At 51.0% G+C, this 22967-nt stretch carries 25 protein-coding genes; 1 reads left to right on the top strand and 24 read right to left on the bottom strand.

Annotated elements, in window-relative coordinates; all coding sequences use genetic code 11:
• Positions 1–53: 53 nt before the first annotated feature.
• The 8 genes from DFR60_RS17435 to DFR60_RS17400 form a co-directional block, all read right to left on the bottom strand.
• Complete coding sequence (locus tag DFR60_RS17435; protein WP_110324038.1) at positions 54–251, bottom strand: (2Fe-2S)-binding protein; 198 nt, start codon at positions 249–251, stop codon at positions 54–56.
• Positions 251–763 (bottom strand): ferritin, encoded by a 513-nt coding sequence (locus tag DFR60_RS17430; protein WP_110324037.1) that lies wholly within the window; start codon positions 761–763, stop codon positions 251–253. Before DFR60_RS17430 ends, DFR60_RS17435 begins: the two co-directional genes overlap by 1 nt.
• 254 nt (positions 764–1017) lie before the next feature.
• Positions 1018–2556, bottom strand: a complete 1539-nt coding sequence (gene gpmI / locus DFR60_RS17425; RefSeq protein WP_110324036.1) for a 2,3-bisphosphoglycerate-independent phosphoglycerate mutase — start codon at positions 2554–2556, stop codon at positions 1018–1020.
• Positions 2557–2679: 123 nt separating this feature from the next.
• The gene (locus tag DFR60_RS17420) at positions 2680–3153 is read right to left on the bottom strand and encodes a hypothetical protein (protein WP_110324035.1); all 474 of its coding nucleotides are present in this window, start codon (positions 3151–3153) and stop codon (positions 2680–2682) included.
• 264 nt (positions 3154–3417) lie between these two features.
• On the bottom strand, positions 3418–4170 hold the full coding sequence (gene tpiA, locus DFR60_RS17415) for a triose-phosphate isomerase (RefSeq protein WP_110324034.1): 753 nt from the start codon (positions 4168–4170) through the stop codon (positions 3418–3420).
• Between the two features lie 25 nt (positions 4171–4195).
• Entirely contained in the window at positions 4196–5407 is a 1212-nt protein-coding gene (locus DFR60_RS17410; RefSeq protein WP_025530551.1) for a phosphoglycerate kinase, read from the bottom strand.
• A 175-nt stretch (positions 5408–5582) separates the two neighbouring features.
• On the bottom strand, positions 5583–6614 hold the full coding sequence (gap, locus tag DFR60_RS17405; protein WP_025530550.1) for a type I glyceraldehyde-3-phosphate dehydrogenase: 1032 nt from the start codon (positions 6612–6614) through the stop codon (positions 5583–5585).
• A 193-nt stretch (positions 6615–6807) separates the two neighbouring features.
• Entirely contained in the window at positions 6808–8475 is a 1668-nt protein-coding gene (locus DFR60_RS17400) for a Na/Pi cotransporter family protein (RefSeq protein ID WP_002602441.1), read from the bottom strand.
• A 415-nt stretch (positions 8476–8890) separates the two neighbouring features.
• Here DFR60_RS17400 and DFR60_RS17395 point away from each other — a divergent pair, with 415 nt between their 5' ends.
• Complete coding sequence (locus tag DFR60_RS17395) at positions 8891–9688, top strand: histidinol-phosphatase HisJ family protein (RefSeq protein ID WP_002602440.1); 798 nt, start codon at positions 8891–8893, stop codon at positions 9686–9688.
• Between the two features lie 145 nt (positions 9689–9833).
• On the opposite strand, the gene DFR60_RS17390 is transcribed toward DFR60_RS17395, so the two are convergent.
• The 16 genes from DFR60_RS17390 to cutC all read right to left on the bottom strand — a co-directional run bounded on the left by DFR60_RS17390 (position 9834) and on the right by cutC (position 22964).
• Complete coding sequence (locus tag DFR60_RS17390) at positions 9834–10100, bottom strand: hypothetical protein (protein ID WP_002602439.1); 267 nt, start codon at positions 10098–10100, stop codon at positions 9834–9836.
• Positions 10101–10104: 4 nt separating this feature from the next.
• The gene (locus DFR60_RS17385; RefSeq protein WP_002602438.1) at positions 10105–11184 is read right to left on the bottom strand and encodes a hypothetical protein; all 1080 of its coding nucleotides are present in this window, start codon (positions 11182–11184) and stop codon (positions 10105–10107) included.
• 62 nt (positions 11185–11246) lie between these two features.
• The gene (gene eutM, locus DFR60_RS17380; RefSeq protein WP_002602437.1) at positions 11247–11534 is read right to left on the bottom strand and encodes an ethanolamine utilization microcompartment protein EutM; all 288 of its coding nucleotides are present in this window, start codon (positions 11532–11534) and stop codon (positions 11247–11249) included.
• A gap of 61 nt (positions 11535–11595) precedes the next feature.
• Complete coding sequence (locus DFR60_RS17375) at positions 11596–12258, bottom strand: phosphate propanoyltransferase (RefSeq protein ID WP_110324033.1); 663 nt, start codon at positions 12256–12258, stop codon at positions 11596–11598.
• A 21-nt stretch (positions 12259–12279) separates the two neighbouring features.
• Positions 12280–13866, bottom strand: coding sequence for an acetaldehyde dehydrogenase (acetylating) (locus DFR60_RS17370; protein ID WP_110324144.1), 1587 nt, complete (start codon positions 13864–13866; stop codon positions 12280–12282).
• 46 nt (positions 13867–13912) lie between these two features.
• Positions 13913–14557 carry a BMC domain-containing protein gene (locus DFR60_RS17365; RefSeq protein WP_110324032.1) on the bottom strand — a complete coding sequence of 215 codons (645 nt, stop codon included), beginning with the start codon at positions 14555–14557 and terminating at the stop codon, positions 13913–13915.
• Between the two features lie 11 nt (positions 14558–14568).
• Positions 14569–15204, bottom strand: a complete 636-nt coding sequence (locus DFR60_RS17360; protein ID WP_110324031.1) for a cupin domain-containing protein — start codon at positions 15202–15204, stop codon at positions 14569–14571.
• 87 nt (positions 15205–15291) lie between these two features.
• Complete coding sequence (locus tag DFR60_RS17355) at positions 15292–15555, bottom strand: EutN/CcmL family microcompartment protein (RefSeq protein ID WP_002602432.1); 264 nt, start codon at positions 15553–15555, stop codon at positions 15292–15294.
• A complete protein-coding gene (locus tag DFR60_RS17350; RefSeq protein ID WP_002602431.1) occupies positions 15549–15854 on the bottom strand; it encodes a BMC domain-containing protein in 306 nt (101 codons plus the stop codon). Before DFR60_RS17350 ends, DFR60_RS17355 begins: the two co-directional genes overlap by 7 nt.
• A gap of 16 nt (positions 15855–15870) precedes the next feature.
• Positions 15871–16716 (bottom strand): ethanolamine utilization protein EutJ, encoded by an 846-nt coding sequence (gene eutJ / locus DFR60_RS17345; protein ID WP_002602430.1) that lies wholly within the window; start codon positions 16714–16716, stop codon positions 15871–15873.
• The gene (locus DFR60_RS17340) at positions 16698–17456 is read right to left on the bottom strand and encodes a hypothetical protein (protein WP_110324030.1); all 759 of its coding nucleotides are present in this window, start codon (positions 17454–17456) and stop codon (positions 16698–16700) included. The genes eutJ and DFR60_RS17340 overlap by 19 nt, the downstream gene beginning before the upstream one ends.
• The gene (locus DFR60_RS17335) at positions 17456–18595 is read right to left on the bottom strand and encodes a 1-propanol dehydrogenase PduQ (protein WP_110324143.1); all 1140 of its coding nucleotides are present in this window, start codon (positions 18593–18595) and stop codon (positions 17456–17458) included. Before DFR60_RS17335 ends, DFR60_RS17340 begins: the two co-directional genes overlap by 1 nt.
• A 28-nt stretch (positions 18596–18623) precedes the next feature.
• The gene (locus tag DFR60_RS17330; protein WP_110324029.1) at positions 18624–19061 is read right to left on the bottom strand and encodes a EutP/PduV family microcompartment system protein; all 438 of its coding nucleotides are present in this window, start codon (positions 19059–19061) and stop codon (positions 18624–18626) included.
• A complete protein-coding gene (locus tag DFR60_RS17325; RefSeq protein WP_110324028.1) occupies positions 19058–19411 on the bottom strand; it encodes a BMC domain-containing protein in 354 nt (117 codons plus the stop codon). Before DFR60_RS17325 ends, DFR60_RS17330 begins: the two co-directional genes overlap by 4 nt.
• A 31-nt stretch (positions 19412–19442) precedes the next feature.
• Positions 19443–20396 (bottom strand): choline TMA-lyase-activating enzyme, encoded by a 954-nt coding sequence (gene cutD / locus DFR60_RS17320; protein ID WP_110324027.1) that lies wholly within the window; start codon positions 20394–20396, stop codon positions 19443–19445.
• Between the two features lie 27 nt (positions 20397–20423).
• Positions 20424–22964, bottom strand: a complete 2541-nt coding sequence (gene cutC / locus DFR60_RS17315) for a choline trimethylamine-lyase (RefSeq protein ID WP_110324026.1) — start codon at positions 22962–22964, stop codon at positions 20424–20426.
• Positions 22965–22967: the final 3 nt, after the last annotated feature.

Here is a 22967-nt window from a genome sequence, read left to right as displayed (position 1 = left end):
TAGTATAGATTTCTTTGCTGCGCTTGTCAAGCGGCTCTGTCTGCTGGTTAAGCTCAGGCCTTTTTCTCACTCTGTTTCTTCAACTGCTTTTTCGCATACTTCTTCACCCGGCACTCACAATGGCCGCATTTCAGGGAAACTCCCGTCTTCTTTTTCACTTTCTTAAAGGAATCCGCGCCGCCCGCGATCGCCTCCTTGATATCCTTTTTTGTGATCTTCAGGCACGGACAGAGATATTCATTCTTTCCCATTACAGCACCAGGGACGGAGCGGTGTATACGCGGGCCGCCATCTCAGAATCCAGCATGTATAACCCCTTCGGATCATGGCCAAAGAGCTCGAAACGTTTCACCAGATTCTCTGCATTCTTCTCTTCCTCGCCCTGCTCCTTCACAAACCAGTCGAGAAACTGCATGGTGCGGAAATCCTTTACGGAGTATGCCGCATCATAGATCGCATGGATAAGTCCGGTCACATAGACCTCATGCTCCAGACCTGCCTTCAGCGGACCGACGTAGTCCTCAAACTTTTTATCGGGCTTATCAATGGCCTCAAGAGTCACTTTGCCGCTGTTATTCTGCAGATACTGAATAAACAGCATGGCATGGTCTCTCTCCTCCTGCGCCTGCACCTGATACCAGTTTGCAAATCCGTTCAGCTCTGCTTCGCGGTAGTAATTTGCAAAATCGAGATACAGATACGCCGAGTAAAATTCCTTATTCACCTGCACATTAATAAGTTCTGCAACTTTTTGATCCAACATGGTAATTCCCCTTTCTCTTGTTTTCTTCCCATATTATATCATCCGCCAGTTAGACGAACAACCACCATTCGTTCCCACGGATGCTGGAAAAAGGCCGTCACTCTGTCCCCTCTTCCCCGTCGGTAATCACTGCGGTTCCTAAGGTTCAAATATGCGGCCTTTTTCGACTTTTCATAACTATTTTTTTATGTTTTAGATCATATCATGACTTTTCTTTTATATTTTTGCCATTTTTACAGGATTTTTCCAGTATCTTACTTCACTAATAATGACTTTCCAGTCATCTCTTTCGGCTGTTCCATGCCCATTAACTCAATTAATGTCGGAGCGATGTCTGCCAGGCAGCCGCCTTCCCGCAGCTTATAGGACGGATCTGCGTTTACAAGAATGAACGGAACCGGATTCGTGGTATGAGCGGTGAACGGTGTTCCTGTCTCGTAATCTACCAGCTGCTCTGCATTTCCGTGGTCAGCGCAGATGAACAGTACGCCGTCCATCTCCTTGACTGCGTCTACAGCTCTTCCCACACAGGCGTCTACGGTCTCGATCGCCTTGATCGCAGCATCCTCAATTCCCGTATGGCCAACCATATCCGGGTTCGCGAAGTTGATGATGACAACGTCGTATTTTCCGGATTTGATCGCTTCCACCAGCTTGTCACAAACAGCCGGGGCGCTCATCTCAGGCTGAAGGTCGTAGGTAGCCACCTTCGGAGACGGAACCAGAATTCTGTCCTCACCCTTATTCGGCTCCTCGACACCGCCGTTAAAGAAGAATGTCACATGTGCGTACTTCTCTGTCTCGGCGATTCTGGCCTGGGTCATGTCGTGGTCTGCAAGGAACTGGCCAAAGGTATTCGCAATGGCTTCCTTCTTAAATGCAACCAGCTTATTTGCAATAGTGTCATCGTAATCGGTAAAGCATACATACGTTAAGTTCAGACGTCTGTCTCTGGCAAATCCCTTGAAATCGTCATCACAGAACGCTCTCGTGATCTCTCTTGCACGGTCGGGACGGAAATTGAAGAAAATAACGGAATCGTTATCTTTTACGGTAGCAACCGGTTTTCCATCTTCCACTACGACAAACGGCTCCACGAACTCGTCGTTCACTTCCGCGTCATAAGAAGCCTGAATTCCTGCCGGAGCGCTGGCAGCAGTACCGCCTTCTCCCCTGGTCAGGGCGTTGTAAGCGCGCTCCACACGATCCCAGCGGTTGTCACGGTCCATCGCATAATAACGGCCCATCACAGAGGCTACTTTGCCCACTCCGATTTCCTTCATCTTCGCTTCCAGCTCTTCCACATAGCCCTTGCCGGAAGCTGGCGGTGTGTCACGGCCGTCTAAGAAGCAGTGTACGTAAACCTTGTCGAGGCCATTTCTCCTGGCAAGTTCCAGGAGTCCGTAAATATGGGTATTGTGGCTGTGAACGCCTCCGTCGGAGACAAGTCCCCATAAATGAAGGGCAGAATCATTCTTCCTGCAGTTCTCTACAGCCTGTAAAAACTCAGGAACATCGAAGAAATCTCCGTCCTGGATCGATTTTGTAATTCTGGTCAGTTCCTGATAAACGATACGGCCGGCACCCATGTTTAAGTGGCCAACCTCGGAATTCCCCATCTGGCCATCCGGAAGTCCTACGGCAAGGCCGCTGGCGTTGCCCTTTACAAACGGGCACTGGCTCATCAGCTGGTCCATAATCGGTGTTCTGCCTTCGCAGACTGCGTTATGGTCACAGTTATCATTCAGTCCATATCCATCAAGTATCATAAGTACAACAGGTTTCTTGCTCATAACTTAATCTCCTTATCTTGTTTTTCTATATAATGGTAATTATCTTCTCACAACTCTATATTCTACATGATTTGCGGATATCTTGCAACTGCTGAATGACAAATTTTTATCATAACCCCTGGTTTAAGGCCGCTCTTCTACGGCTTTCATGGGATAGCAGTGGTGCAGCAGCACCTGGTCCGCTCCCTCGCCCAGTCTCTGGTAAAATGCATCCGCAATTCTCTTCGCAACCATATCGGCATCCGCCTCGGATAAGTCTGTCACCATAATGAGAAACTGACAGCTGCTGTATTTCGTATAGACATCCCCGCAGCGGATCGAATACTGGATCAGTTCCCTCAAAATCTCCATCTGCCCGTTTCTGCTCTCGAGACAGGGCAGTTCTCCCTTCCGGTCCGTCAGGGTCAGCAGGATGATATAGGCGCTCTCATTCGTGCGCTTCAGCCTCCGCGCCACAAACCGGTATATCACTTTGAATATCTCGTATTCCTGGCAGTACGCTCCCGGAAGCAGCTCCTGTTCACTCAGTTCCTTACGGATTTGCTCCATGTCGATCTCAATACTCCTCTGCATCAGTCCCGGCTCTTTTGTATCCATAACTCCTCCTCCTTTACCCATTCTGCGCACCCTGATATCGGTATATTCATTACTATTATTTACTTTTTCTCATCACTTGTCAACCGTATGCGCATAACCGGGCTTTTCAGCGGAATAAAAAGTTACTGCACACGCTGCGACCGGCAGTACGCTTCGCGAAATACCGGCCATGTACAGAACAATAAAAAGGCAGAGAAGCCGCGTTTGCGACTGTCCCCACCTTTTTCATTACAGGACACTTCATAATCCTGTATTATTCATTACTTATTTGTTATAGCAAACGATCTTTCCGAAGTCTGGCTTCAGGGAAGCTCCGCCTACTAAGCCGCCGTCGATGTCCGGCTGTGCGAACAGTTCCGGTGCGCTTCCAGCGGATACAGAACCGCCGTACTGGATACGGATCGCTTCTGCTGTGGCTTCGTCATAGATCTCAGCGATGCATGCACGGATCGCTCCGCATACTTCCTGAGCCTGCTCAGTCGTAGCGACCTTGCCGGTACCGATTGCCCAGATCGGCTCATAAGCGATAACAGCTTCTGCAGCCTTGTCTGCCGGTACGTTTAAGAAGGCGATCTTGATCTGCTGACGGATCCAGTCGATGGTGATTCCCTGCTCTCTCTGAGTTAAGGACTCTCCGCAGCATACGATCGGAGTCATGCCGTATTCGAATGCCTTTAAGACCTTTTTATTTACAGTCTCGTCACTCTCAGCGAAGTACTCTCTTCTCTCAGAATGGCCGATTACTACGTATTTAACGCCAGCATCCACTAACATGGCAGGGGAAATCTCGCCGGTGTAGGCGCCCTTGTCCTCATAGTACATATTCTCGGCACCAACGAAGATGTTGGTTCCCTTTGCTGCTTCCATAACCGGAATGATATCAATGGCCGGTACACAGAATACTACATCTACATCCTCATTAACAACCAGCGGCTTTAAGGTATTAACCAGCTCTACAGCCTCTGTTGGTGTCATGTTCATCTTCCAGTTACCAGCAATAATTTTTTTCCTTGCCATTTTATCTTATTCTCCTCTTACTTACTTATTTATTATCTGCAGCAGCTACGCCTGGCAGCTCTTTGCCTTCCAGGAACTCTAAGGATGCACCGCCGCCTGTGGAGATATGAGTCATCTTGTCAGCGAAGCCAAGTCTCTTCACAGCGTTTACGGAATCTCCGCCGCCGATTACGGTTGTTGCGTCCTGTAAATCAGCAACGGCGCGGCATACTTCCAGAGTACCTTCCGCAAAGTTGGAGAATTCGAATACGCCCATCGGTCCGTTCCATACAACAGTCTTAGCGCCTTCCAGAGCAGCCTTGTAAAGAGCGATGGTCTTCGGTCCGATATCGAATCCTGACCAGCCGGCATCGATCACATCAACGACCTTGCGTTCTGTATCGTTGGAGAATTCCTTACCTTCTACATGGTCAACCGGAAGTAATAACTTCACGCCTTTTTCTTCGGCCTTCTTGATCATCTCCAGAGCGTAATCCAGCTTGTCTTCCTCACATAAGGAATTGCCGATCTCCTCGCCCTGTGCCTTCTCAAATGTATAAGCCATACCGCCGCCGATGATCAGGGTATCTACCTTGTCAAGCAGGTTGTTGATTACGTTAATCTTATCGGAAACCTTCGCTCCGCCTAAGATAGCAACGAACGGACGAACCGGATTCTCAACGGCCTGTCCTAAGAACTTGATTTCCTTTTCCATTAAGTATCCAACTACATTGGTATTGGTGTATTTTGTAACGCCTACGTTGGAGCAGTGAGCTCTGTGGGCCGTACCGAACGCGTCGTTTACAAAGATACCGTCGCAGAGATCAGCCAGTTCTTTCGCATAGCTTTCGGCGTTCTCATCTTTTCCGTACTTTGTCTCTTCGATTCTGTAACGGGTATTCTGAAGTAATAAAACTTCGCCATCCTTTAATTCGGCAGCAACCTTCTGTGTCTCCGGTCCTGTTACCTTCGGATCATCCACGAATTTTACTTCTACGCCAAGTCTCTCGCTCAGTGCCGGAGCTACCGGAGCTAAGGACAGCTCTGGAAGCGGCTCTCCCTTCGGCTTTCCTAAATGAGAGCAAAGGATCACTTTTGCACCCTGATCGAGTAATTTCTTAATGGTTGGAATCGCACCGTCGATACGGTTGTAGTTCTGAATCACACCTTCCTTTAACGGAACGTTAAAGTCACATCTTACGAGCACTTTCTTTCCCTGTAATCCGGTTAAATCATCAACTGTTTTCTTGTTAAGCATATTTTCATGCTCCTTTCCATATTTTCGCTACTTGATGCTGTATTCATAACGAAATGGTTATGGATACAGAATACGAACCTGTTTTATAAGAGAAAGGACACGCCGGAGCGCCCCTTCCTTTGAACGATAAAAGGGTCCGGTCCAAACGACCGGACCCTCCATGGATCTTTAATAATTAGCCTAATTCAGCGAAGTACTTAATTGTACGAACCATCTGGCTTGTATAGGAGTTCTCGTTGTCATACCAGGAAACAACCTGTACCTGATATAAGTCATCACCAAGGCTGGAAACCATGGTCTGAGTAGCATCAAACAGAGAACCGAATCTCATGCCGATAACGTCAGAAGAAACGATCGGATCTTCTTCGTAGCCGAAGGACTCGGAAGCTGCTGCCTTCATAGCTGCGTTGATACCTTCTTTTGTAACGTCTTTGCCCTTAACTACAGCAACTAAGATTGTTGTGGAACCTGTCGGAACCGGAACACGCTGAGCGGAACCGATTAACTTGCCGTTTAATTCCGGAATAACAAGGCCGATTGCTTTTGCAGCGCCTGTGGAGTTCGGAACGATGTTGGCAGCGCCAGCTCTTGCTCTTCTTAAATCGCCTTTTCTGTGCGGTCCGTCAAGGATCATCTGATCGCCTGTGTAAGCGTGGATTGTGCTCATGATACCGGACTGGATTGGAGCGTAATCGTTCAGAGCCTTAGCCATAGGAGCTAAGCAGTTTGTTGTACAGGAAGCTGCGGAGATGATGGTGTCATCTGCAGTTAATTCCTTCTCGTTTACGCTGTAAACGATGGTTGGCAGATCGCTGCCTGCTGGTGCGGAGATAACAACTTTCTTAGCGCCTGCATTGATGTGTGCCTGAGATTTATCTTTAGAGCAGTAGAAGCCTGTACACTCTAATACTACATCTACGCCAATTTCTCCCCAAGGAAGATTAGCAGCATCTTTTTCTGCGTAAATCTTGATGGTCTTGCCGTCTACAGTAATGGAGTCCTCTCCAGCTTCTACTGTGTGAAGGCCTTCACCGATACGTCCTGTGTATCCACCCTGAGCGGTGTCATATTTTAATAAATGAGCTAACATCTTCGGATCTGTTAAATCGTTGATAGCTACTACATCATAACCTTCTGCACCAAACATCTGTCTGAATGCAAGACGACCGATACGACCAAAACCGTTAATCGCTACTTTTACTGCCATAATTCAATTCCTCCTAAGAATAAAATTAATTTGATTGTACCTTTTAATTCACATATCCACCATCTGTAATGAAGAGTGGATTTCTTGTGATTTTGTTAAAATAAAATCAACTACCCATTATTTTACCTAATAATCCATTAAATAGCAAGTCCTTTTTTTCATTTTTGGGATTTTGTTACTTTTTTAACATTTTCTACATCTCGTCCTTCACGTAACCGGCAAGATTGTATGCGTGATCAGAAATACGTTCCAGATTGCTGATAAGATCCAGGAATACCACCCCTGCCGAAGGGTCACATTTACCGGCAGACAGCCGCTCGATGTGCTTCTCCCTCAGCTCTTCCTCCAGCGTATCCACCTCATCCTCGTACTGGCTTACCTTTCTGACGTCGTCCATGTCCCCCTTCTGCCGGGCGTTGATGGAGTGCTTGAACGAGTTAAAAGCGGTCTCACAAATAACATGAAGGTCCGACTCTCCTGTTTCTGAAAAACTGATATTATGCTGAACCATGTATTCCGCCTGCTCGGCCAGGTTTTCTGCGTGGTCTCCCACACGCTCAATGTCATTGATGCTGTAGAACAAGTCATTCACAACCAGCTTCTGTCTTTCCGTCAGCGACAGGTTGTTGACCTTGACGAGATATTCGGTCAGCATCTTCTCCATATTATTGATGGTCTGCTCCGTTTTATACACGTCTTCGACTTCATTTGCATTCTTAGTCAGAACTGCGTCCATGGCCCGTCTGACATTCTCCATGGTGATCTGTCCCATATGAACCACTTCCATGGCCGCCGTCTCCACGGCAAATGCAGGAGATTCGAATATTCTCTCATCCAGATGCTTCATCGTCTCGGACTCTTCGTCAGTGACGGCCGGTTCCTTCTTATCCTCCGGAACGAAGACTCCGGAGAGTTTCACCAGCTGATTGGCAAACGGAAACAGAAGCGCCGTGTTCGTCAGGTTAAAGATCGTATGGAAAATCGATATCTGCACAGATGTAATGTTATGGGCCGCAAGGACCGGATGAAGGGAAAACAGGATAAACGAAATCACTCCGAATATCACAGCGCCCATCACATTAAATGTCAGGTGGATGACGGCCGCTCTCTTTGCGGTTCTGGACCCGCCGATACTGGATATCATGGCGGTCACACAGGAACCGATATTCTGGCCCAGCGTGATGAAAATCGCCGCGTTCGTCGTTACCACACCGTTCATCGCCAGAGTCTGTAAGATACCGACTGAGGCGGAGGAGCTCTGAAGAAGAGCCGTAACCAGAGCACCGATGATCATTCCCAGCAATGGATTGCTTCCCAGCAGGCGGAATGCCTCAGAGAAAACAGGCGCGTCGGTGTATGGCGATATGGAACTCGACATAAAATCAAGACCAATGAACAGAAGACCAAGGCCGACCAGAATCTCTCCCGCCGTTTTCATCCTCTGTTTTTTACCAAATAACATGAAAATCGCTCCGATCCCGATCAACAGCGGAGCAAAAAATGCCGGCTGGAATACGGCAAACGCATCTCCCAGCTGGTTCATAGATACAATCCAGGCCGTAATCGTCGTACCGATATTGGCACCCATGATCACGCCTACCGCCTGTGTCAGATTCAGGACCCCGGCACTTACAAAACCGACTACCATAACCGTCGTAGCACCGCTGCTCTGAATAATTGCCGTGATCAGCGCACCCAAAAGGACCGCCATCAGACGATTGTTCGTTAACATTCCCAAAAACTGGCTCATCTTACTTCCGGCGGTCTTCTGCATACCGTCGGCCATGATGTTCATGCCATACAGGAACATCCCCAGTCCACCGATAAAACTGAACAGACTTGATATGTCATTGACAGACATAGTTACCTCCTTGTAACCCCTTTTTCAACTGCATTCATTTTCTTTTTTAAGCGCCGGCTTCATACCCGCATGGATTCCCTCCGCCGCGCGCATCTCTAATGATATCATAGACCGGAATGTCTTTTCAACGCTTTTTATGAATTCTGTAAACTTTTGGTAAAAAGTGTGTAAAGCTGACGAATCCTGCGTTGCTTTTCCCAACGATATTGATTATAATGGTTCTAGTACTGCGTTGCGTAATTAACTGTGATAAAACACCCGCTATCTACGCCAGAACCGCGCCTACAAAGCTAGTCGTAGGGTCCACTACGCCGTCGCTTTGCAGACACGCCTCTGACGTAGATATCAGGCATTTTATTCACAATTAATTACGCAATGCAGTACTAGCTTTCATTCAGAGAGAGAGGAGACAGTCATGCTGCCAGATTACCATCTGCACACGGATTTTTCCGGCGATTCCACGACGCCCCCCAGGGCGCAGATCGAGCGTGCCATACAACTGGGAATGGATTCGCTGTGCATCACGGACCACCACGACTATGACGTGGAATCCATCATCGACTTCAACCTGGATTTGGACCCCTACATGAGTTCTCTCACCAGGCTTCAGGAAGAATATAAAGACCGGATCGATGTGAGGATCGGCATTGAACTGGGACTGCAGGTCCATTTAAAGGAGTATTTTAAGGAACTGACCCGCAGATATCCCTTTGATTTCGTCATCGGTTCCACCCATTTCATAGACAGAAAAGATCCCGCCTACCCGGAGTTTTTCGAGGAGAGGGGGGAGGCCAATGCCTACCTCCAGTATTTTGAGACTACGCTGGATAATGTCAGCCATTTGGACGATTACGACGTGGCGGGCCACATCGACTACATCGTCCGATACGGTCCCAACAAGGCCGCCTTCTACAGCTATGAGGCGTACAGGGACATCCTCGACAGGATTCTTAAGGCTGTCATCGAACACGGCAAGGGGATTGAATGCAACACGGCCGGACTGCGGAAGGGCATCAGCCAGCCCAACCCGGCAGCAGATGTGCTGAAACGCTACCGGGAGCTAGGCGGAGAAATCCTGACGATTGGCTCGGACGCCCATATACCTGAAGATTTAGGGGCTGATTTCGAGCGGACAAGAGAACTGCTGAAGGAATGCGGGTTCTCGTATTATACGGTGTTCCGCCAGCGGAAAGCGCAGTTTCTTCCGTTGTAGTGAATTCCATACACTGTAGTAAAGTCCATACACTGAAGAGTAAAGGGTGCGGAGCACCTTCCTACTACACAAAACAGCCATCGACTGGAAGGGCCAGGCCCGCCTCCAATCGATGGCTGTTCAGCGGTTATACCGTATCCCGCCGTCAGTCTTTGATATACCGGTTGATGGTCGCTTTCTGCTCCTCATTCGCCCGGTAGTAAATCCTTAAATTTCCGACTTCATCCAGTTCAAATCTGGATTCCTCCAGGAGACCGTTGGCCTCGTCCGTCATCAGGGTCTCGATCACAGACTTAAGGGTCAATCCCCTGAACTTACCGTAATCTCCCTTTAAGGCGTCGATTACATCTTCCGCACAGGCCTCGGGGACCTCCGTAAAGTGTTTGATAATCGCGTAACTCAGTGGTTTCATCTGCCTAGTCCTCCTTTTTCTTAAATAAATCCAGCGGATTCATGGCGATCATAAGGATACCGAATATCATCAGAATCGCTGCTGCCCAGACGATTGGCGGAAGTGACCAGCCGTCGATCCCGCAGATGACACCGAGGATAATCCAGCAGAAGAACGGTCCCCAGAAGGAAAACGCTCCGTTACACGCCATACCGAGAGCCGCGCCGCACATGCTGTTTCCTTTATACCACAGACTGTATGCAAACAGGGCGAAGAATCCGCTTATCACGAAAAAGATCATGGCCGGACCGCTGGTAAATGCCTGAACCGTTAAATGAGGAGCAATGCCGATGTTGCCGGCAATAATGCCAAAAATCGGAACCAGAATAAACAGGTTGGAAAGTCCGGAGGTACACTGGCGAATGGTAATACCGATCTCATAGTCGATCAGGGTCGTACCATAACCGGCTACGCATCCTTCTATCCCCCAGCCCAGAGCCGCGATAAACGCGATACAGATTCCCAGGAGACGACCTTCCGGAGCATCGCCGCCCAGGCTGGTGCTTCCGATCATAAAGCTGGAAAGAACGCAGATACCGATACCGGCAACCATGCGCTTATTCAGTTCCTGCTTGTAGAGCACTCTTCCTAAGATTGCACCGATTGCAGGGCAGAGAGCCGAAATCGGAATAACGATGGAACCAGCCATCTGAAGTCCAACCACATAGGCCGCACTGGAGATGGGGCCGCCCACCAGAGCGGCAGCGATCATGATCCAGCCTGGTTTCGTCTTTAAACAGCGGAAAAAGTCGCCCAGCTTTCCCTTTGCTCCGGCAATCAGCAGAGCCCATACCGCACTGCACGTATCGTTGATCGCACTTCCCAGTGAGCCTAGCAGATACGTAATGACAAAAGCAGACAAAGCCGCCGTATTAGGACCATACCAGTCCGCCCATATCCCCTTTGTCATTCCCAGTGTCATAAACGCGGAATACAGCCCGTAACAGATACCGGACATGATTGCAACAAATACACCCTTCTTAAAAAACTGGGCAGATAATTTTTTCTTCGCAGCAACAGCTGCTGCGCCTGCACCTTCATTCATTCTTATAAGCCCTCCTTATTGGTTAAGGAGCACTCTCCGAAACGAGAGCACTCCCTGACTGATTACTCTTCTCTTGCAGCTGCCGGAAGAATGGTCTCCACCTCTGCGTGAGGACGCGGAATCACATGAACGGATACAAGCTCGCCTACTCTCTGAGCTGCTGCCGCGCCGGCGTCAGTCGCTGCCTTTACTGCACCGACATCGCCTCTTACCATGACGGTAACGAGACCGCCGCCTACGAATTCCTTGCCGATTAATGTAACATTTGCAGCCTTAACCATGGCATCTGCTGCCTCGATAGATCCAACTAAACCTTTTGTCTCAATCATTCCTAATGCATCGTATTTCATTGTGAAATCCTCCTGAATTTTATTTTAATTTTAAATGCTATACTTTTTATAAACAGACTTTTTACTTTACCAGAGTGACAGCCGCGGAACAACCGATTCCCATGGCGTTGGCTTCCTCTGTATCCACATGACACTCCAGTGCGGATTCCGGCGTTACACGGATTAACACATTGCGGTAAACGCCTCCGCGTAATCCATCTGTCTCAATAGAAACAGACTGGCCGTCATGAACGCCAAACCTGGCCGCATCATCCGGATGCATATGGATATGGCGCTGCGCCACCATCAGACCTTCTTTCGTCTGTACGGATCCCTTCGGTCCCACAAGAGTGATTCCCGGCGTACCGTCCAGATCACCGGACAGCCTCGGTTCCGCCTTGGCGCCCAGTTTAAAGCAGTCACCGGCGAGAATCTCCACCTGTGTCCGGCTCCTTACAGGTCCCAGAATTCTAACCTTTTCAATGGCCCCCTTCGGTCCGCAGACCGTTACGGTCTCTTTGCACGCAAACTGGCCCGGCTGGGATAAGTCTTTCGTCTTCGTCAATTCGTACCCGCGGCCGAACAGGGTATCTAAATCGGCCTGGGATAAATGTACGTGCCGGTTGGATACGCCGACCGGCACCGCATTTGCCGGGGTGTTCGCGGAAGCGTTATCCGCCGCTGTGCCGTCCTCATTTTTTACTGCTTCCAAAAGAAGCTTGATCATTGCCTCATACTGATCCATGGGTTTCCTCCTTCTGCCGCTTTACTGGTTCTTCATGGCGATAACCAGTTCTCTTACGAGTGCCGCCAGCTTATCACTGCCGCAGTCTGCGGAAACCGCAGTGTCAGCCTTCGCCGTACCGGAGGCAGAGTGTTTTTCCTCAAAGGAGGCAACGAAATCAGCCGGGCTGGAAGCCGTACCGCAGGTTCCCTGACAGCAGGACTGTGAAGCCAGTTCCGGATGACGGAATGATTTATCTTCCTGCACCAGTGTAGCACAATTTTTCACACCGAACGCAACTTTTTTAATATTAATTAAATGCTTCGGGCTTACATTTTCAGAAACAGAGCTTCCGCCGCACGTTCCGCAGCCTAAGGTAAAGGAGGTTGCCAATCCCGTGCTGATTCCGGTACCGCCCATGCTTCCTCCGGTGTTGACCAGAATACGGGAAGCCGGCTTCGCCGCAAATCTTCTCACCATCTCCCTGTCTTCCGTGTGGATGCTCATGGTGTGGCCGATACCGTTCTGCAGCAGGCGGATGCTGAGTTCACAGGCTTCCTGCCAGTCCCTTACCGTATAGAAGGCAAGCACGGTTGTCAGTTTTTCATAGGATAACGGGTATCCCTCACCAACGCCGCCCTGCTCTCCGATCAGAACTCTCGTTCCTGCCGGAATGGTTATCTTCGCCGCTTCCGCAATGACCTGCGGGCTTCTTCCTACGAATTTGGCATTCATGTTATGGCTTCCGCTCTTGAAAAGCAGGGCACACACCTTCTCGGTCTCCTCTGGAGTCATAAAATAGGCTCCCTGTCTCTTTAACTCTGCGACAACCGCGTCCTTATTGCATTCTTCCACAACGATCGACTGCTCGGAAGCGCAGATCGTTCCGTAATCGAAGGTCTTGCTGGCCATGATGTTGCTTACGGCCTGTTTGATATCGGCGGTCCGCTCTATGTATGCCGGGGAGTTGCCCGCGCCTACGCCCAGAGCCGGTTTTCCGGCGCTGTACGCTGCTTTCACCATGCCGGGGCCTCCGGTAGCGATAATTAAGTTTACCTCTTTGCATTTCATCAGTTCATTGGTGGCTCCCATGGTCGGCATGGTGACACAGCCGATAATGTCCTCCGGCGCCCCCGCCTCCACCGCTGCATCCCGCATCAGTTCTGCTGCTTTCAGTGTACATTTCGCCGCAGATGGATGGGGGGAAAAGACGATGGCATTTCCTGATTTCACCGCAATAATGGATTTAAAGATTGTGGTGGAAGTCGGGTTGGTAGATGGAACGATTCCCATAACCAGGCCGACAGGCGCCGCCACATCCATCGTATGTTTTACCGGGTCCTCGTCGATGATTCCCACGGTCTTCATATCTTTTATCTCTTCATATAACAGAGTGGACGCTGCGTGATTCTTATAGGCTTTATCCTCCGCCTTACCGAACCCGGTTTCCTCTGCTGCCATTTTACCCAGGCAGACCGCGTGTTCCTCTGCTGCTCTTACCATATTCTGTAATATAACCTCTATCTGCTCCTGGGAGTAGGTAGCCATCTTTTTCGCCGCGATTTCTCCTTTTCTGGCTAAATCTCTGGCTTCCTGGATGGAACGTAAATCAAAATCAAAGTTTTCCATTGTCAGGATCTCCTTTTCTATTATTTTGTTCCCGCGAAAAACCGCGTCAATCATTTCGAGCTTCGTAATAGCTCTTTAATTCCTCCAGCAGCAGTTGTTTATTGGCTTTGGACACTTCCCTGCCGGAAATCTTCAATTCTCCGTATTCGCGGGCCAGTGTCCTTAACGCTGTTACTTTCAGTCCGTCCGCCATCGCCATACCTTCGGCAATGCCGTATTTTTCAATGATGGAATCTAAGGTCTGCCGGTCCAGCTTCTCCGGGAGGGCAGGGTGGGGGGATTCTTTCGCTTTTGTTTCTGGCTGAATCGCTTCTGGCTGATTCATTTCTGATTCTTCAGCGTTTGAATTTATGGCAGCTTTTATAGTTTTCGGCTCTTCAGCTACTAACTCTTCCGCGTCCGTCTTCCCGCCAGGCCCCTTCGGTGTAAACAGGATTTCCAGTTCCTCATGAGGCCGTGGAATGACCAGTTTTGCCGCCAGGCTGGAGGCCGCGATCCGTTCCACTGCTGCCACACCGGCGTCCACAGCCGCCTGTACCGCGGCCACATCACCGGTCACCGTGATGGTCACCAGGCCGCCGCCGACTCGTGTTTTCTCAACCAGTGTGACATCCGCGGCTTTTACCATGGCATCTGCGGCTTCCACCGCCGCCAGAGTGCCCTTTGTCTCTATCAGTCCAAGTGCCTTCATGGCTTACCTCCTTACAGCAAATCTGCCCAGTTGGCCGGATAAGTGGCATAGAACACTCTCGCCCTGTCTGGAGATCCCCATACGACTTTGGAATTCGATGGTACGAACAGCACGTCTCCGGCGTGAGCGGTATACGTCTTTCCGTCGATGGTGATCGTCAGTGTGCCTTCGATGACGTAATCGATCTCTTCATAGGTCAGTTCCCAGTCAAATTTCGAGTTTTCAATAATCAGAAACCCGGCGCTGATATGGGATTCATCCTTGCTTACCAGTTCCTGGAAATACGCCGTCGCATCCGGGTTTCCGGTGTCAAACACATCCATTTTCACCGTTCTGCCCCGAACTACCTTTAAGCCATTTCCATGGCGCTCCTCTTCATAAGGCTTAGACGGCGCCTGTAAACCCCCCTGCTCCAGTATGGTCTTTAACAGCTGGCAGAGTCCGGCCGCATCCATCTTATCCATTCCCGCAAACGCATTGGCACACACCGCTTCCGGCTGGCTTATACGATCCGTAAACCGGATCCCGCACGCCTCGGCCGCGTCCTTTGCGGAAGGTGTGATAATTGTATCGCCGTCCACGCAGTACTCGGTCTTTCCCTGTTTGCTGCACTCTTCAATATCCCTGGCGCAAACTAACTTTTTCATGAAACCACATCCCTTCTTCTCTGCGAATCTATCCATTTGGAAACACAAGTGCCGGGCGGCACTGGTGCAGCGCTGCACCGGTTTCTTCTATATAAATTCACAATCTTCATCAATAATTCCTACTACCACGGCGTCCACCGGAATCCCGTCGTCACCCAGCATGCGGCGCGCGGAAGAACCGGTCGTGACGATCACCCGGTCACCGATTCCGGCGCTGATTGTGTCCACCACGATCATTCGTTCCCCCGTCCTCGTCCCGCTGATGATCTCCGCCATCATAAACTTAAATCCGTTTAAGGATTCCGCTTTTCTGGTCGCCCAGACATTGCCGATCAGCTTTGCAGTTACCATTCCGGTGTCCCCTCTTTCTCTTTCCGCTTAATTTCCTCAAGGGCCGCTTCCACGGAGGCGGTATCCCCGAAAATAGCCAGCAGCACCATATTCTGAGGACAGTTGCCCCGAATGTCTTCCACGGTGACGCCGACAGCCTTTTCCGCCACATCGGCGGCGCACACCATCTCAATCATCCGGCCCTGAACCAGCCCGACCGCATCCACCGACTCGATGGGTGTCGATGCTCCCGATCCCTTTCTTCTTAACAGGATATCGAGGGTGCCGTGCGCCGGTGATTTTATGATTCTGATTTCCATGTCACATTACCTCATCTCATTCACTGGCTTCCTGGGTACAGCTTCGTGCAATCCCCAGTGGGGTTACAAACATGGGATTATCCGGTTTATACGTCGGAATTCCCGTCCTCTTTTCAATAATATCCTCAATCCCTGCCAGGCAGCAGGTTCCGCCCACCAGGTAGATGCCTTCCACCTGATGGCCTTCTAAATGGCGGTTGATGATAGAAGATATCTTTTCCACCACCGGCTTTAAGACCGGCAGCAGCTCCTTATGGTGTGAGGGGTCCCGCTTATAGCGTTCCGCCTCCCCGAAGGGAAGCCCATACGCCCCGGAAATAACGAGTGAAAAATGCGTTCCGCCGGTAGCCTCATCCGCCACATAAACCACCTTTCCGTCTTTTAAGATGGAGATTCCAGTGGTTCCGCCTCCGATATCCACGACCGCGCCGTTCTTAATCTTTAACACGGCGTTGGCTGCGGTTGGCTCATCGAGAAGAGCCGTGATCTCAAAGCCCGCGCCCTGAACCACATTTTTAATGGCTCCCGAATCCAGCTCGTCGGTCCCGGGAGGAATGGCGGCGGCCGCATATAAAAGCTCACAGCCCAGCTTTTCCTCCAGTTCCTCCTTCATCTCCCGGACGATCCGGATGGCACCGATATAATCCACTACCATACCGTCCCGCACCACGTCGGCATACCGGTAAGCGCCGGCAGCAGGCTTAAAGTTTTCATCCAGAACCGCCACTACGACACAGGCCGTTCCCAAATCCACTCCGGTGTAATAGACGGAAGAACCGTTTGTTACCGGGTTTTTAACGACTCGCTCAAACTCCTTTACCAGGCTGTCGCATTCCTCAAATGTTATTCCTTCTTTTGACATGTATTTCCTCCAAATAACTGGCATATTAACTGGGATAAACCATTAATCACCTGATGAAGCTCCCGGCTTTTGCCTGCTCCCAGCTCCTGCTCCACAGAAAGGCCCAGCTCCCGCAGAAGGCAGCGCAGCCGGTGAAGCCGGATTAAGTCCATTCCCCGGTCTGACTGGACGTGGAAGGAGGTAATCTCGAAGCAGTCCTCCATATCCTCGGAAAAATTATCCGGGCAGATTCCAGTACACGCCTGGCACGGCAGCAGGCACATTTCCTCCTCTGCGGCCAGCCCCGCAAGGCAGCGCTCCATGACGAAGATTCGCTGGGCCAGAAGCACGTCGTGCTCCTTAAACTGAAGCCCCGTTTCCAAAAATAAGGCCTGCGCCGATTTCAGGCGGTTTAAGAGCGCCATTTTTTCCGGAGTGATATTCAAATCCTCCGGACATCGCTCCTCACCTTCCAGGCTGTCCGTCGCTGCTGCGTTTTCTTCTGCATCTGCACCAATACGGTCCGTATCATGCCCCGCCTTATTTTCCTCCTGTCTCCAGAAGTACAGCGGCTTCTTTCCTCCGGTTCCACTGTCCCCGAACCGCTTTGCGGAAGGTATCTCATCCGGAACCCTGATTCCGCGGTCCCCCAGGAACTGCCTCGCTCCCGGCGTCAGCCGTGTCCCCGGTTCCGTTTCATACGTTGTAAAAGGGGTGGTGCGGTATAAATTTCTCAAATCCGCTTCGGTTATGTATTTCATCAATATCCCCCTTTGCACAGACACCGGTATAGGTTCTCCAGCTCTTCTTTCGACGGCTTCCTGGGATTCGTCACCGTGCAGTTGTCATCCAAAGCAAGCTGTGCCATACCGTCTGCGGCCTCCAGGAATTCCTCCCTGTCCACACCGCATTCCGTTATATACTGGGGAATATGGATCTGGTTCATCAGAATCCTGATCTGACGGATCAGTCCGTGTACGGTCGCCTTGTCGGTTCCTGCCGAGATTCCCAGCATATTGGCCACTTCCACGTACCGCTTCAGGGCCGCCGTCTCACCCGGAGTATCCAGTCCCGCGTTGTAAGCGATCACATGGCAGAGCAGCATCGCATTGCTTCTTCCATGCGGAATATGAAATCTTCCGCCAAGCGCGTGAGCCAGGCTGTGACAGATTCCCAGGGATGCCCCGTTAAATGCCACGCCGGCCAGGCACGACGCATTATGCATCTTCTCCCTGGCTTCCATGCTGCTTCCGTCTTCCACCGCAGTTTTTAAGTAGCGCCATACCAGCCGGATCGCCTTCTCCGCACAGGCATCCGTAAAGTCACCGGCGTCGGTGGAAACGTACGCTTCCAGCGCATGTGTCAGCACATCCATGCCGGTATCCGCCGTAATATGGGGTGGTACCGAAACGGTAAAACGCGGGTCCAACAGCGCCGTATCCGGCACCATGGAATCGTCCACCAGGGGATATTTCGCCTGTTTTTCCGGGTCCGAGATCACAGCAAAGGAGGTAACCTCGCTTCCCGTTCCGCTCGTGGTCGGAATTGCGATCAGTTCCGGACGCTCCGACTGGCTCATGCCGGAATAAAGCAGGCCTGCCGCCTTTGCCGTATCGATGGCTGAGCCGCCGCCCAGCGCAATCACGGCGTCCGGCCTGCATACCAGCATCTGCTCGATGGCCTTAGTCACCACCGCAATGGTGGGATCCGGTACAACCTCAGCAAAAACAGAAAATTCCGCTCCCGCTTCCTCCAGCAGATCCGTCACCATATCCACTTTATGAGAACTCTTCATAAACGGATCGCAGATCACGAACGCCTTTTTTATCCCCATATCCCGAAGAGTTTCCAGAGAAGCTTCCCCGAGATACACTTTTGTTTTCATAATAAACTGTTCCATTTTATTTCCGCCTCCTTTCTCCTGAATTTTAGTCATTGCTCAGCCGTTTTTCCAGTTCACGTAGCCCCTCCCCGGAAGGAAATACCACCCGGTAAAACGGAGGCTGAACCCCGGCCTTTATAAGCTCCTTTTCACACCGGGCCAGCTGCTCCCGGCTCTTTCCTTCCTTCGTTATGACTCCGATGACCGGAGCACGGAAGGCCAGGGCAAAACCGGGGGAATATACCTCCCTCGTCTTTGTCTGATCCACCAGCATCAGAACATGAGACGCATTCTGGGCCTCCGCGATCAGGTGCTGTACCATCCAGGGAGATTCTAAGTAGGCGGCGGGAGCATCGATCGTCCGTGCTCCGTAGACCAGACAGGGCGTCCGCTTTACCGGAGAGTGATCCCCATTCAGTGCATGGGCCAGAGTCGTTTTTCCGCTCCCGCCAGCCCCTATTACCATAATTCTCTTTGTTCTCATGTTCTCGTCACCGGTGTCACGGCAAAGCCAAGCACGGTCTCCAGCGTCCTGCAGACGGAGGCAAGAGCCGTCTCCACGCTCTGGACATCTCCGGCTATGACCACCGATCCCGTGAAGCGGTCTAAAAATCCAACCTCCACATCGGCCGCCTTAGCCGCAATATCCGCCGCGATGATGGCCGTCTCAAACGGGGAGAGCGTCAGGATACCGATGGCTCCCGCCGCGTCGATTCCAAGGCACTCGTACACCTCCGGCACCGGTGATGCGATTACATGGGCGATCGTAACCTGTTTGCCGGGTACGGATTCCTCGATCACCCGGCTTACACTGGTAAGTTCCTTTTCCGCCATGGCTCTCCTTTCCTGCTATGTACCGGCCCGGCTAATGTCTTACCACAGTGACAGGGAACTGATACTCCTTCAGCCAGCCCTCGATCCTCGATAAGTCCTCGTCGCTTAAGCTGGGATCTCCGTCGATGGGATAGGGCCGGTCCAGCTGATTGTATTTATTTACCCCCATCTTGTGGTATGGGAGCAGATCAATTCCCTTGAAATTCTTATAATCACGAAACGGCATCAAAAACTGGATTACCCGGTCGATCTCTTCCCTGCTGTCGTTGATCCCCTTTAGCATGGGCATTCTCACCTTGACGTTGTAACGGCGGTGAAGAAGTTCCTTTAAATTTTCCAGGATCAGCTCATTGTTTACACCGACCAGCTCGTTGTGGCGTTCCGGGTCCATATGCTTGATATCGAACAGAAATAAGTCCACATACTCCGCGATTTTTAAAATAGTTTCCGTTTTCGTGAAGCCGCACGTCTCGATCGCCGTGTTATAGCCTTCCTGCTTACAGGCCATCAGAAGGTTTAAGGCTGCCTCCGGCTGCGCGGTCACTTCTCCGCCGCCCAGTGTCACGCCCCCTCCCGACTGTTCGTAGAAGGCCTCATCCTCGGAAATAATCTTTAACAGCTCCGAGATGGTCTTACATTCACCTGAGATCGTCAGCGCTTCCTGGGGACACACCTCCATGCATTTTCTGCATCCGGTGCAGTCTCTGTCTCTTCGGATTTCGTGTTTTCCAGTCTCCGGGGAGATCACGTGAATCCCCGCAGGGCAGGCATTTACACATGCCCCGCAGTCCACGCAGGAACGTTTCTTAAACATGACCTGAAAGCTCCGGTCCATTCCCTCCGGATTGGAACACCATTTGCAGCGCAGCGGACAGCCCTTGAAAAACACAATGGTGCGGATGCCCGGTCCGTCGTACATGTTATATTTCTGAACATTGAATATCAGTGCCTTGCGCTCAATGGAACCTGCATGTGTCTGATTCATCGTTATTCATCTCCAATTTACGGTTCTTTATAAATGGGTCAGCATGGTTCTGCTGATAATCTCATCCTGAACATCCTTGCAAAGTTCTACGAAGAAGGCGCTGTATCCGGCTACACGGACGATTAAGTCGCGGTATTTCTCCGGGTGCTTCTGCGCTTCTAAGAGCGTGTTGTTATCCAGATAGTTAAACTGCATCTCGCCGTTTCCGAAGATACTGGCGGTCCGAAGCAGGGTGATCAGGCTCTCCTCTCCTTCCGGAGTGTCTAAGAGTCCCGCCATGATCTTAAAGTTATGTACCAGGCCGATATTCATGCTGTCATTAGCCATCTTGGACACGGACTTGATGATCGCAGTCGGTCCCTTGTAGTCGGCTCCCTGGGTTGGGCTGATGCCATCGGATAACGGCAGCCAAGCGCCGCGGCCGTTAGCGGAAGCGCCTGTCATCTGTCCGAACGGAGTATTGTTGGAAATGGACAGGGTACCGTGGCTTAAGTTGGAGTACAGAGTCTTATATTTTTTGTGCTCCTTCTCTGTGAAATCAACTAAATCAGCCGCGATATTATCCGCATAATCATCGTCGTTGCCGTACTTCGGTGCGCCCAGGCAGTCGGCCTTGATCTGGTCGTAACCAACGAAATCAGCCTTTAACGCCTCATTTAACTGCTCTAATGTATATTTCTTATCATCGAATACCAGTTTCCTGATCGCTGCCATGGAATCGGCGTAGGTTGCAAGGCCGGACCAGATTACGCCAGGTCCGTAATTGTACATCGCGCCGCCGGAGGAAACGTCTTTTCCCTTTTCCATACAGCCCTCGTACATGATGGACATAAGAGGCTTAGGAGCAAGGTCTCTGTGGACCCTCTGGGAAATAACCGTGGCCACGTCCGTCCATTTTGTCACGTATTTGATCTCTTCCTTTACAGCCGCGTCAAATTCCTCAAAAGTCTTGAACCGGCTCAAATCCCCCATATCCGGGCAGACCTGCTTGCCGTACCAGAGCGGAACGCCATGGTTTAACACCAGCTCAATGCAGACCGGCCACTGAGTATAGGCGGTGGAGGTCCACTGGTAGAGACGGCCTGATTTCTGCGGCTCCACGCAGCCCATCAGACAGTAGTCTCTGGCGTCCTCGATGCTTACGCCCTTTGCCAGCATCATCTTAATGTGGGCGTCGTCGAAGTGGCAGGCCGGGAAGCCCATGCCGGAACGGATCACGTCCACGATCTTTTTCATATATTTCTTAGGAGACTTGTTGTGGATACGGCAGGCCAGGGAAGGCTGGTAAATCTTCACGTGGCGGACAGCATCCATCAGCAGATACGTCAGTTCATTGGTTGCGTCACGGCCGTCTCTCGTCACGCCGCCCACACACATATTGACGAATGGCTGGTAACCGGCGAAGAACTTGGAACCGCCCTCGCTGGTGATCCACATCATCTCCGACATCTTAATCAGCATACAGCCGGCAAGCTCGAAGGCCTGGAAATCATTTAACCGTCCGGATTCGATATCGCCCTTATAGTACGGATACATATACTGGTCCACACGTCCGATGGACATACCGGTCTGGTTCTCTTCCACGACCAGCAGGGACTCGATGGTCCATACCGCCTGGACTGCTTCCCAGAAGGTTTCCGGCTTATGGGCCGGTACACGGGCGTTGACCTCGGAAATCTTTAAGAGCTCTGCTTTCCTCTTCGGATTCGTCTCCTTTGCCGCCAGCTCCGCCGCGTAATCAGACAGACGCTTTGCGTAAATCATAACGCCCTCGGTGGTATCGATGATGGATTTATAGAAATAGATCTTTTCGATATCGTCCGGGTTCTCATAATCCAGATGCTCCAAATGCTCTTTCGCTTCTCTCTGGATATCCAGCATTCCTTTTTTCATCAGGATTACGTCGTATCCGGGGTTGGAATCTCCGCCGCCGTTTAACGCGTGGTAAGAACAGTCTGATACGAAGGACTCGCCTGAGAGCTCCCATACGCCGGCTTCCCGGTACTGGTCTTCGCAGTACTCATCGACAGATTTGCCCTTCCAGAACGGGAACAGCTCCTCTCTCATGATCTTCTTGTCTTCGTCGGAAATGTAGAATGGATCCTGGGCACGCGTCCCGATGGTGTCGATCTCGTCCTCCATCCATCTCCAGGCGATATCCGGTGAAAATGCTCCGGCTCTCGGTGCTCCGCATGGTGCTCCGACGATCAGCTCGTGGTCCTGAATCACCAGTGGCGCCGTCTCACAGCAGTAACGGAAGCATTTTGCACGCAGAAGAATCTTCGGCATGCCCGGATTCTCTTTCGCGATCTTTGTAATGGCTCTTGCACGGTAAGTCGTGATGGAAGGAACCTGCTTTAAATAGTTATCCTTCAGAAGCTGAAGACGCTGGGTGATCCCATCGGGAATCTCTGTGCCCTCGCCGCTGCATACTCCCGTTTTCTCCGGAGCGCCCTTTGGCAGATCGCCGGAAACGGATTCCAGCATCTTCACCAGCGCCTCCCGCTGTTCCGGCGACATGTTTCTGGTCGCATCTGCAAATTTATCTGTAAACTCACGAATATCCAATTT

The organism is Hungatella effluvii (assembly GCF_003201875.1).
Lineage (GTDB): Bacteria > Bacillota > Clostridia > Lachnospirales > Lachnospiraceae > Hungatella > Hungatella effluvii.
The sequence above is the reverse complement of the archived record's forward strand: the minus strand, read 5'-3'. Positions and strand labels throughout refer to the sequence as shown.

Coding starts and splice junctions, on each gene's coding strand:
- DFR60_RS17420 (WP_110324035.1), bottom strand. CDS start 3,153: ATGGATACAAAAGAGCCGGGACTGATGCAGAGGAGTATTGAGATCGAC.
- DFR60_RS17435 (WP_110324038.1), bottom strand. CDS start 251: ATGGGAAAGAATGAATATCTCTGTCCGTGCCTGAAGATCACAAAAAAG.
- DFR60_RS17385 (WP_002602438.1), bottom strand. CDS start 11,184: ATGAATGAAGGTGCAGGCGCAGCAGCTGTTGCTGCGAAGAAAAAATTA.
- DFR60_RS17365 (WP_110324032.1), bottom strand. CDS start 14,557: ATGAAGGCACTTGGACTGATAGAGACAAAGGGCACTCTGGCGGCGGTG.
- DFR60_RS17395 (WP_002602440.1), top strand. CDS start 8,891: ATGCTGCCAGATTACCATCTGCACACGGATTTTTCCGGCGATTCCACG.
- DFR60_RS17410 (WP_025530551.1), bottom strand. CDS start 5,407: ATGCTTAACAAGAAAACAGTTGATGATTTAACCGGATTACAGGGAAAG.
- gpmI (WP_110324036.1), bottom strand. CDS start 2,556: ATGAGCAAGAAACCTGTTGTACTTATGATACTTGATGGATATGGACTG.
- DFR60_RS17360 (WP_110324031.1), bottom strand. CDS start 15,204: ATGAAAAAGTTAGTTTGCGCCAGGGATATTGAAGAGTGCAGCAAACAG.
- eutJ (WP_002602430.1), bottom strand. CDS start 16,716: ATGTCAAAAGAAGGAATAACATTTGAGGAATGCGACAGCCTGGTAAAG.
- DFR60_RS17375 (WP_110324033.1), bottom strand. CDS start 12,258: ATGGATCAGTATGAGGCAATGATCAAGCTTCTTTTGGAAGCAGTAAAA.
- DFR60_RS17355 (WP_002602432.1), bottom strand. CDS start 15,555: ATGGTAACTGCAAAGCTGATCGGCAATGTCTGGGCGACCAGAAAAGCG.
- DFR60_RS17340 (WP_110324030.1), bottom strand. CDS start 17,456: ATGAAATACATAACCGAAGCGGATTTGAGAAATTTATACCGCACCACC.
- cutD (WP_110324027.1), bottom strand. CDS start 20,396: ATGAATCAGACACATGCAGGTTCCATTGAGCGCAAGGCACTGATATTC.
- tpiA (WP_110324034.1), bottom strand. CDS start 4,170: ATGGCAAGGAAAAAAATTATTGCTGGTAACTGGAAGATGAACATGACA.
- gap (WP_025530550.1), bottom strand. CDS start 6,614: ATGGCAGTAAAAGTAGCGATTAACGGTTTTGGTCGTATCGGTCGTCTT.
- DFR60_RS17400 (WP_002602441.1), bottom strand. CDS start 8,475: ATGTCTGTCAATGACATATCAAGTCTGTTCAGTTTTATCGGTGGACTG.
- DFR60_RS17350 (WP_002602431.1), bottom strand. CDS start 15,854: ATGGAAATCAGAATCATAAAATCACCGGCGCACGGCACCCTCGATATC.
- DFR60_RS17330 (WP_110324029.1), bottom strand. CDS start 19,061: ATGAGAACAAAGAGAATTATGGTAATAGGGGCTGGCGGGAGCGGAAAA.
- DFR60_RS17325 (WP_110324028.1), bottom strand. CDS start 19,411: ATGGCGGAAAAGGAACTTACCAGTGTAAGCCGGGTGATCGAGGAATCC.
- DFR60_RS17335 (WP_110324143.1), bottom strand. CDS start 18,595: ATGGAACAGTTTATTATGAAAACAAAAGTGTATCTCGGGGAAGCTTCT.
- DFR60_RS17430 (WP_110324037.1), bottom strand. CDS start 763: ATGTTGGATCAAAAAGTTGCAGAACTTATTAATGTGCAGGTGAATAAG.
- eutM (WP_002602437.1), bottom strand. CDS start 11,534: ATGAAATACGATGCATTAGGAATGATTGAGACAAAAGGTTTAGTTGGA.
- DFR60_RS17390 (WP_002602439.1), bottom strand. CDS start 10,100: ATGAAACCACTGAGTTACGCGATTATCAAACACTTTACGGAGGTCCCC.
- DFR60_RS17370 (WP_110324144.1), bottom strand. CDS start 13,866: ATGGAAAACTTTGATTTTGATTTACGTTCCATCCAGGAAGCCAGAGAT.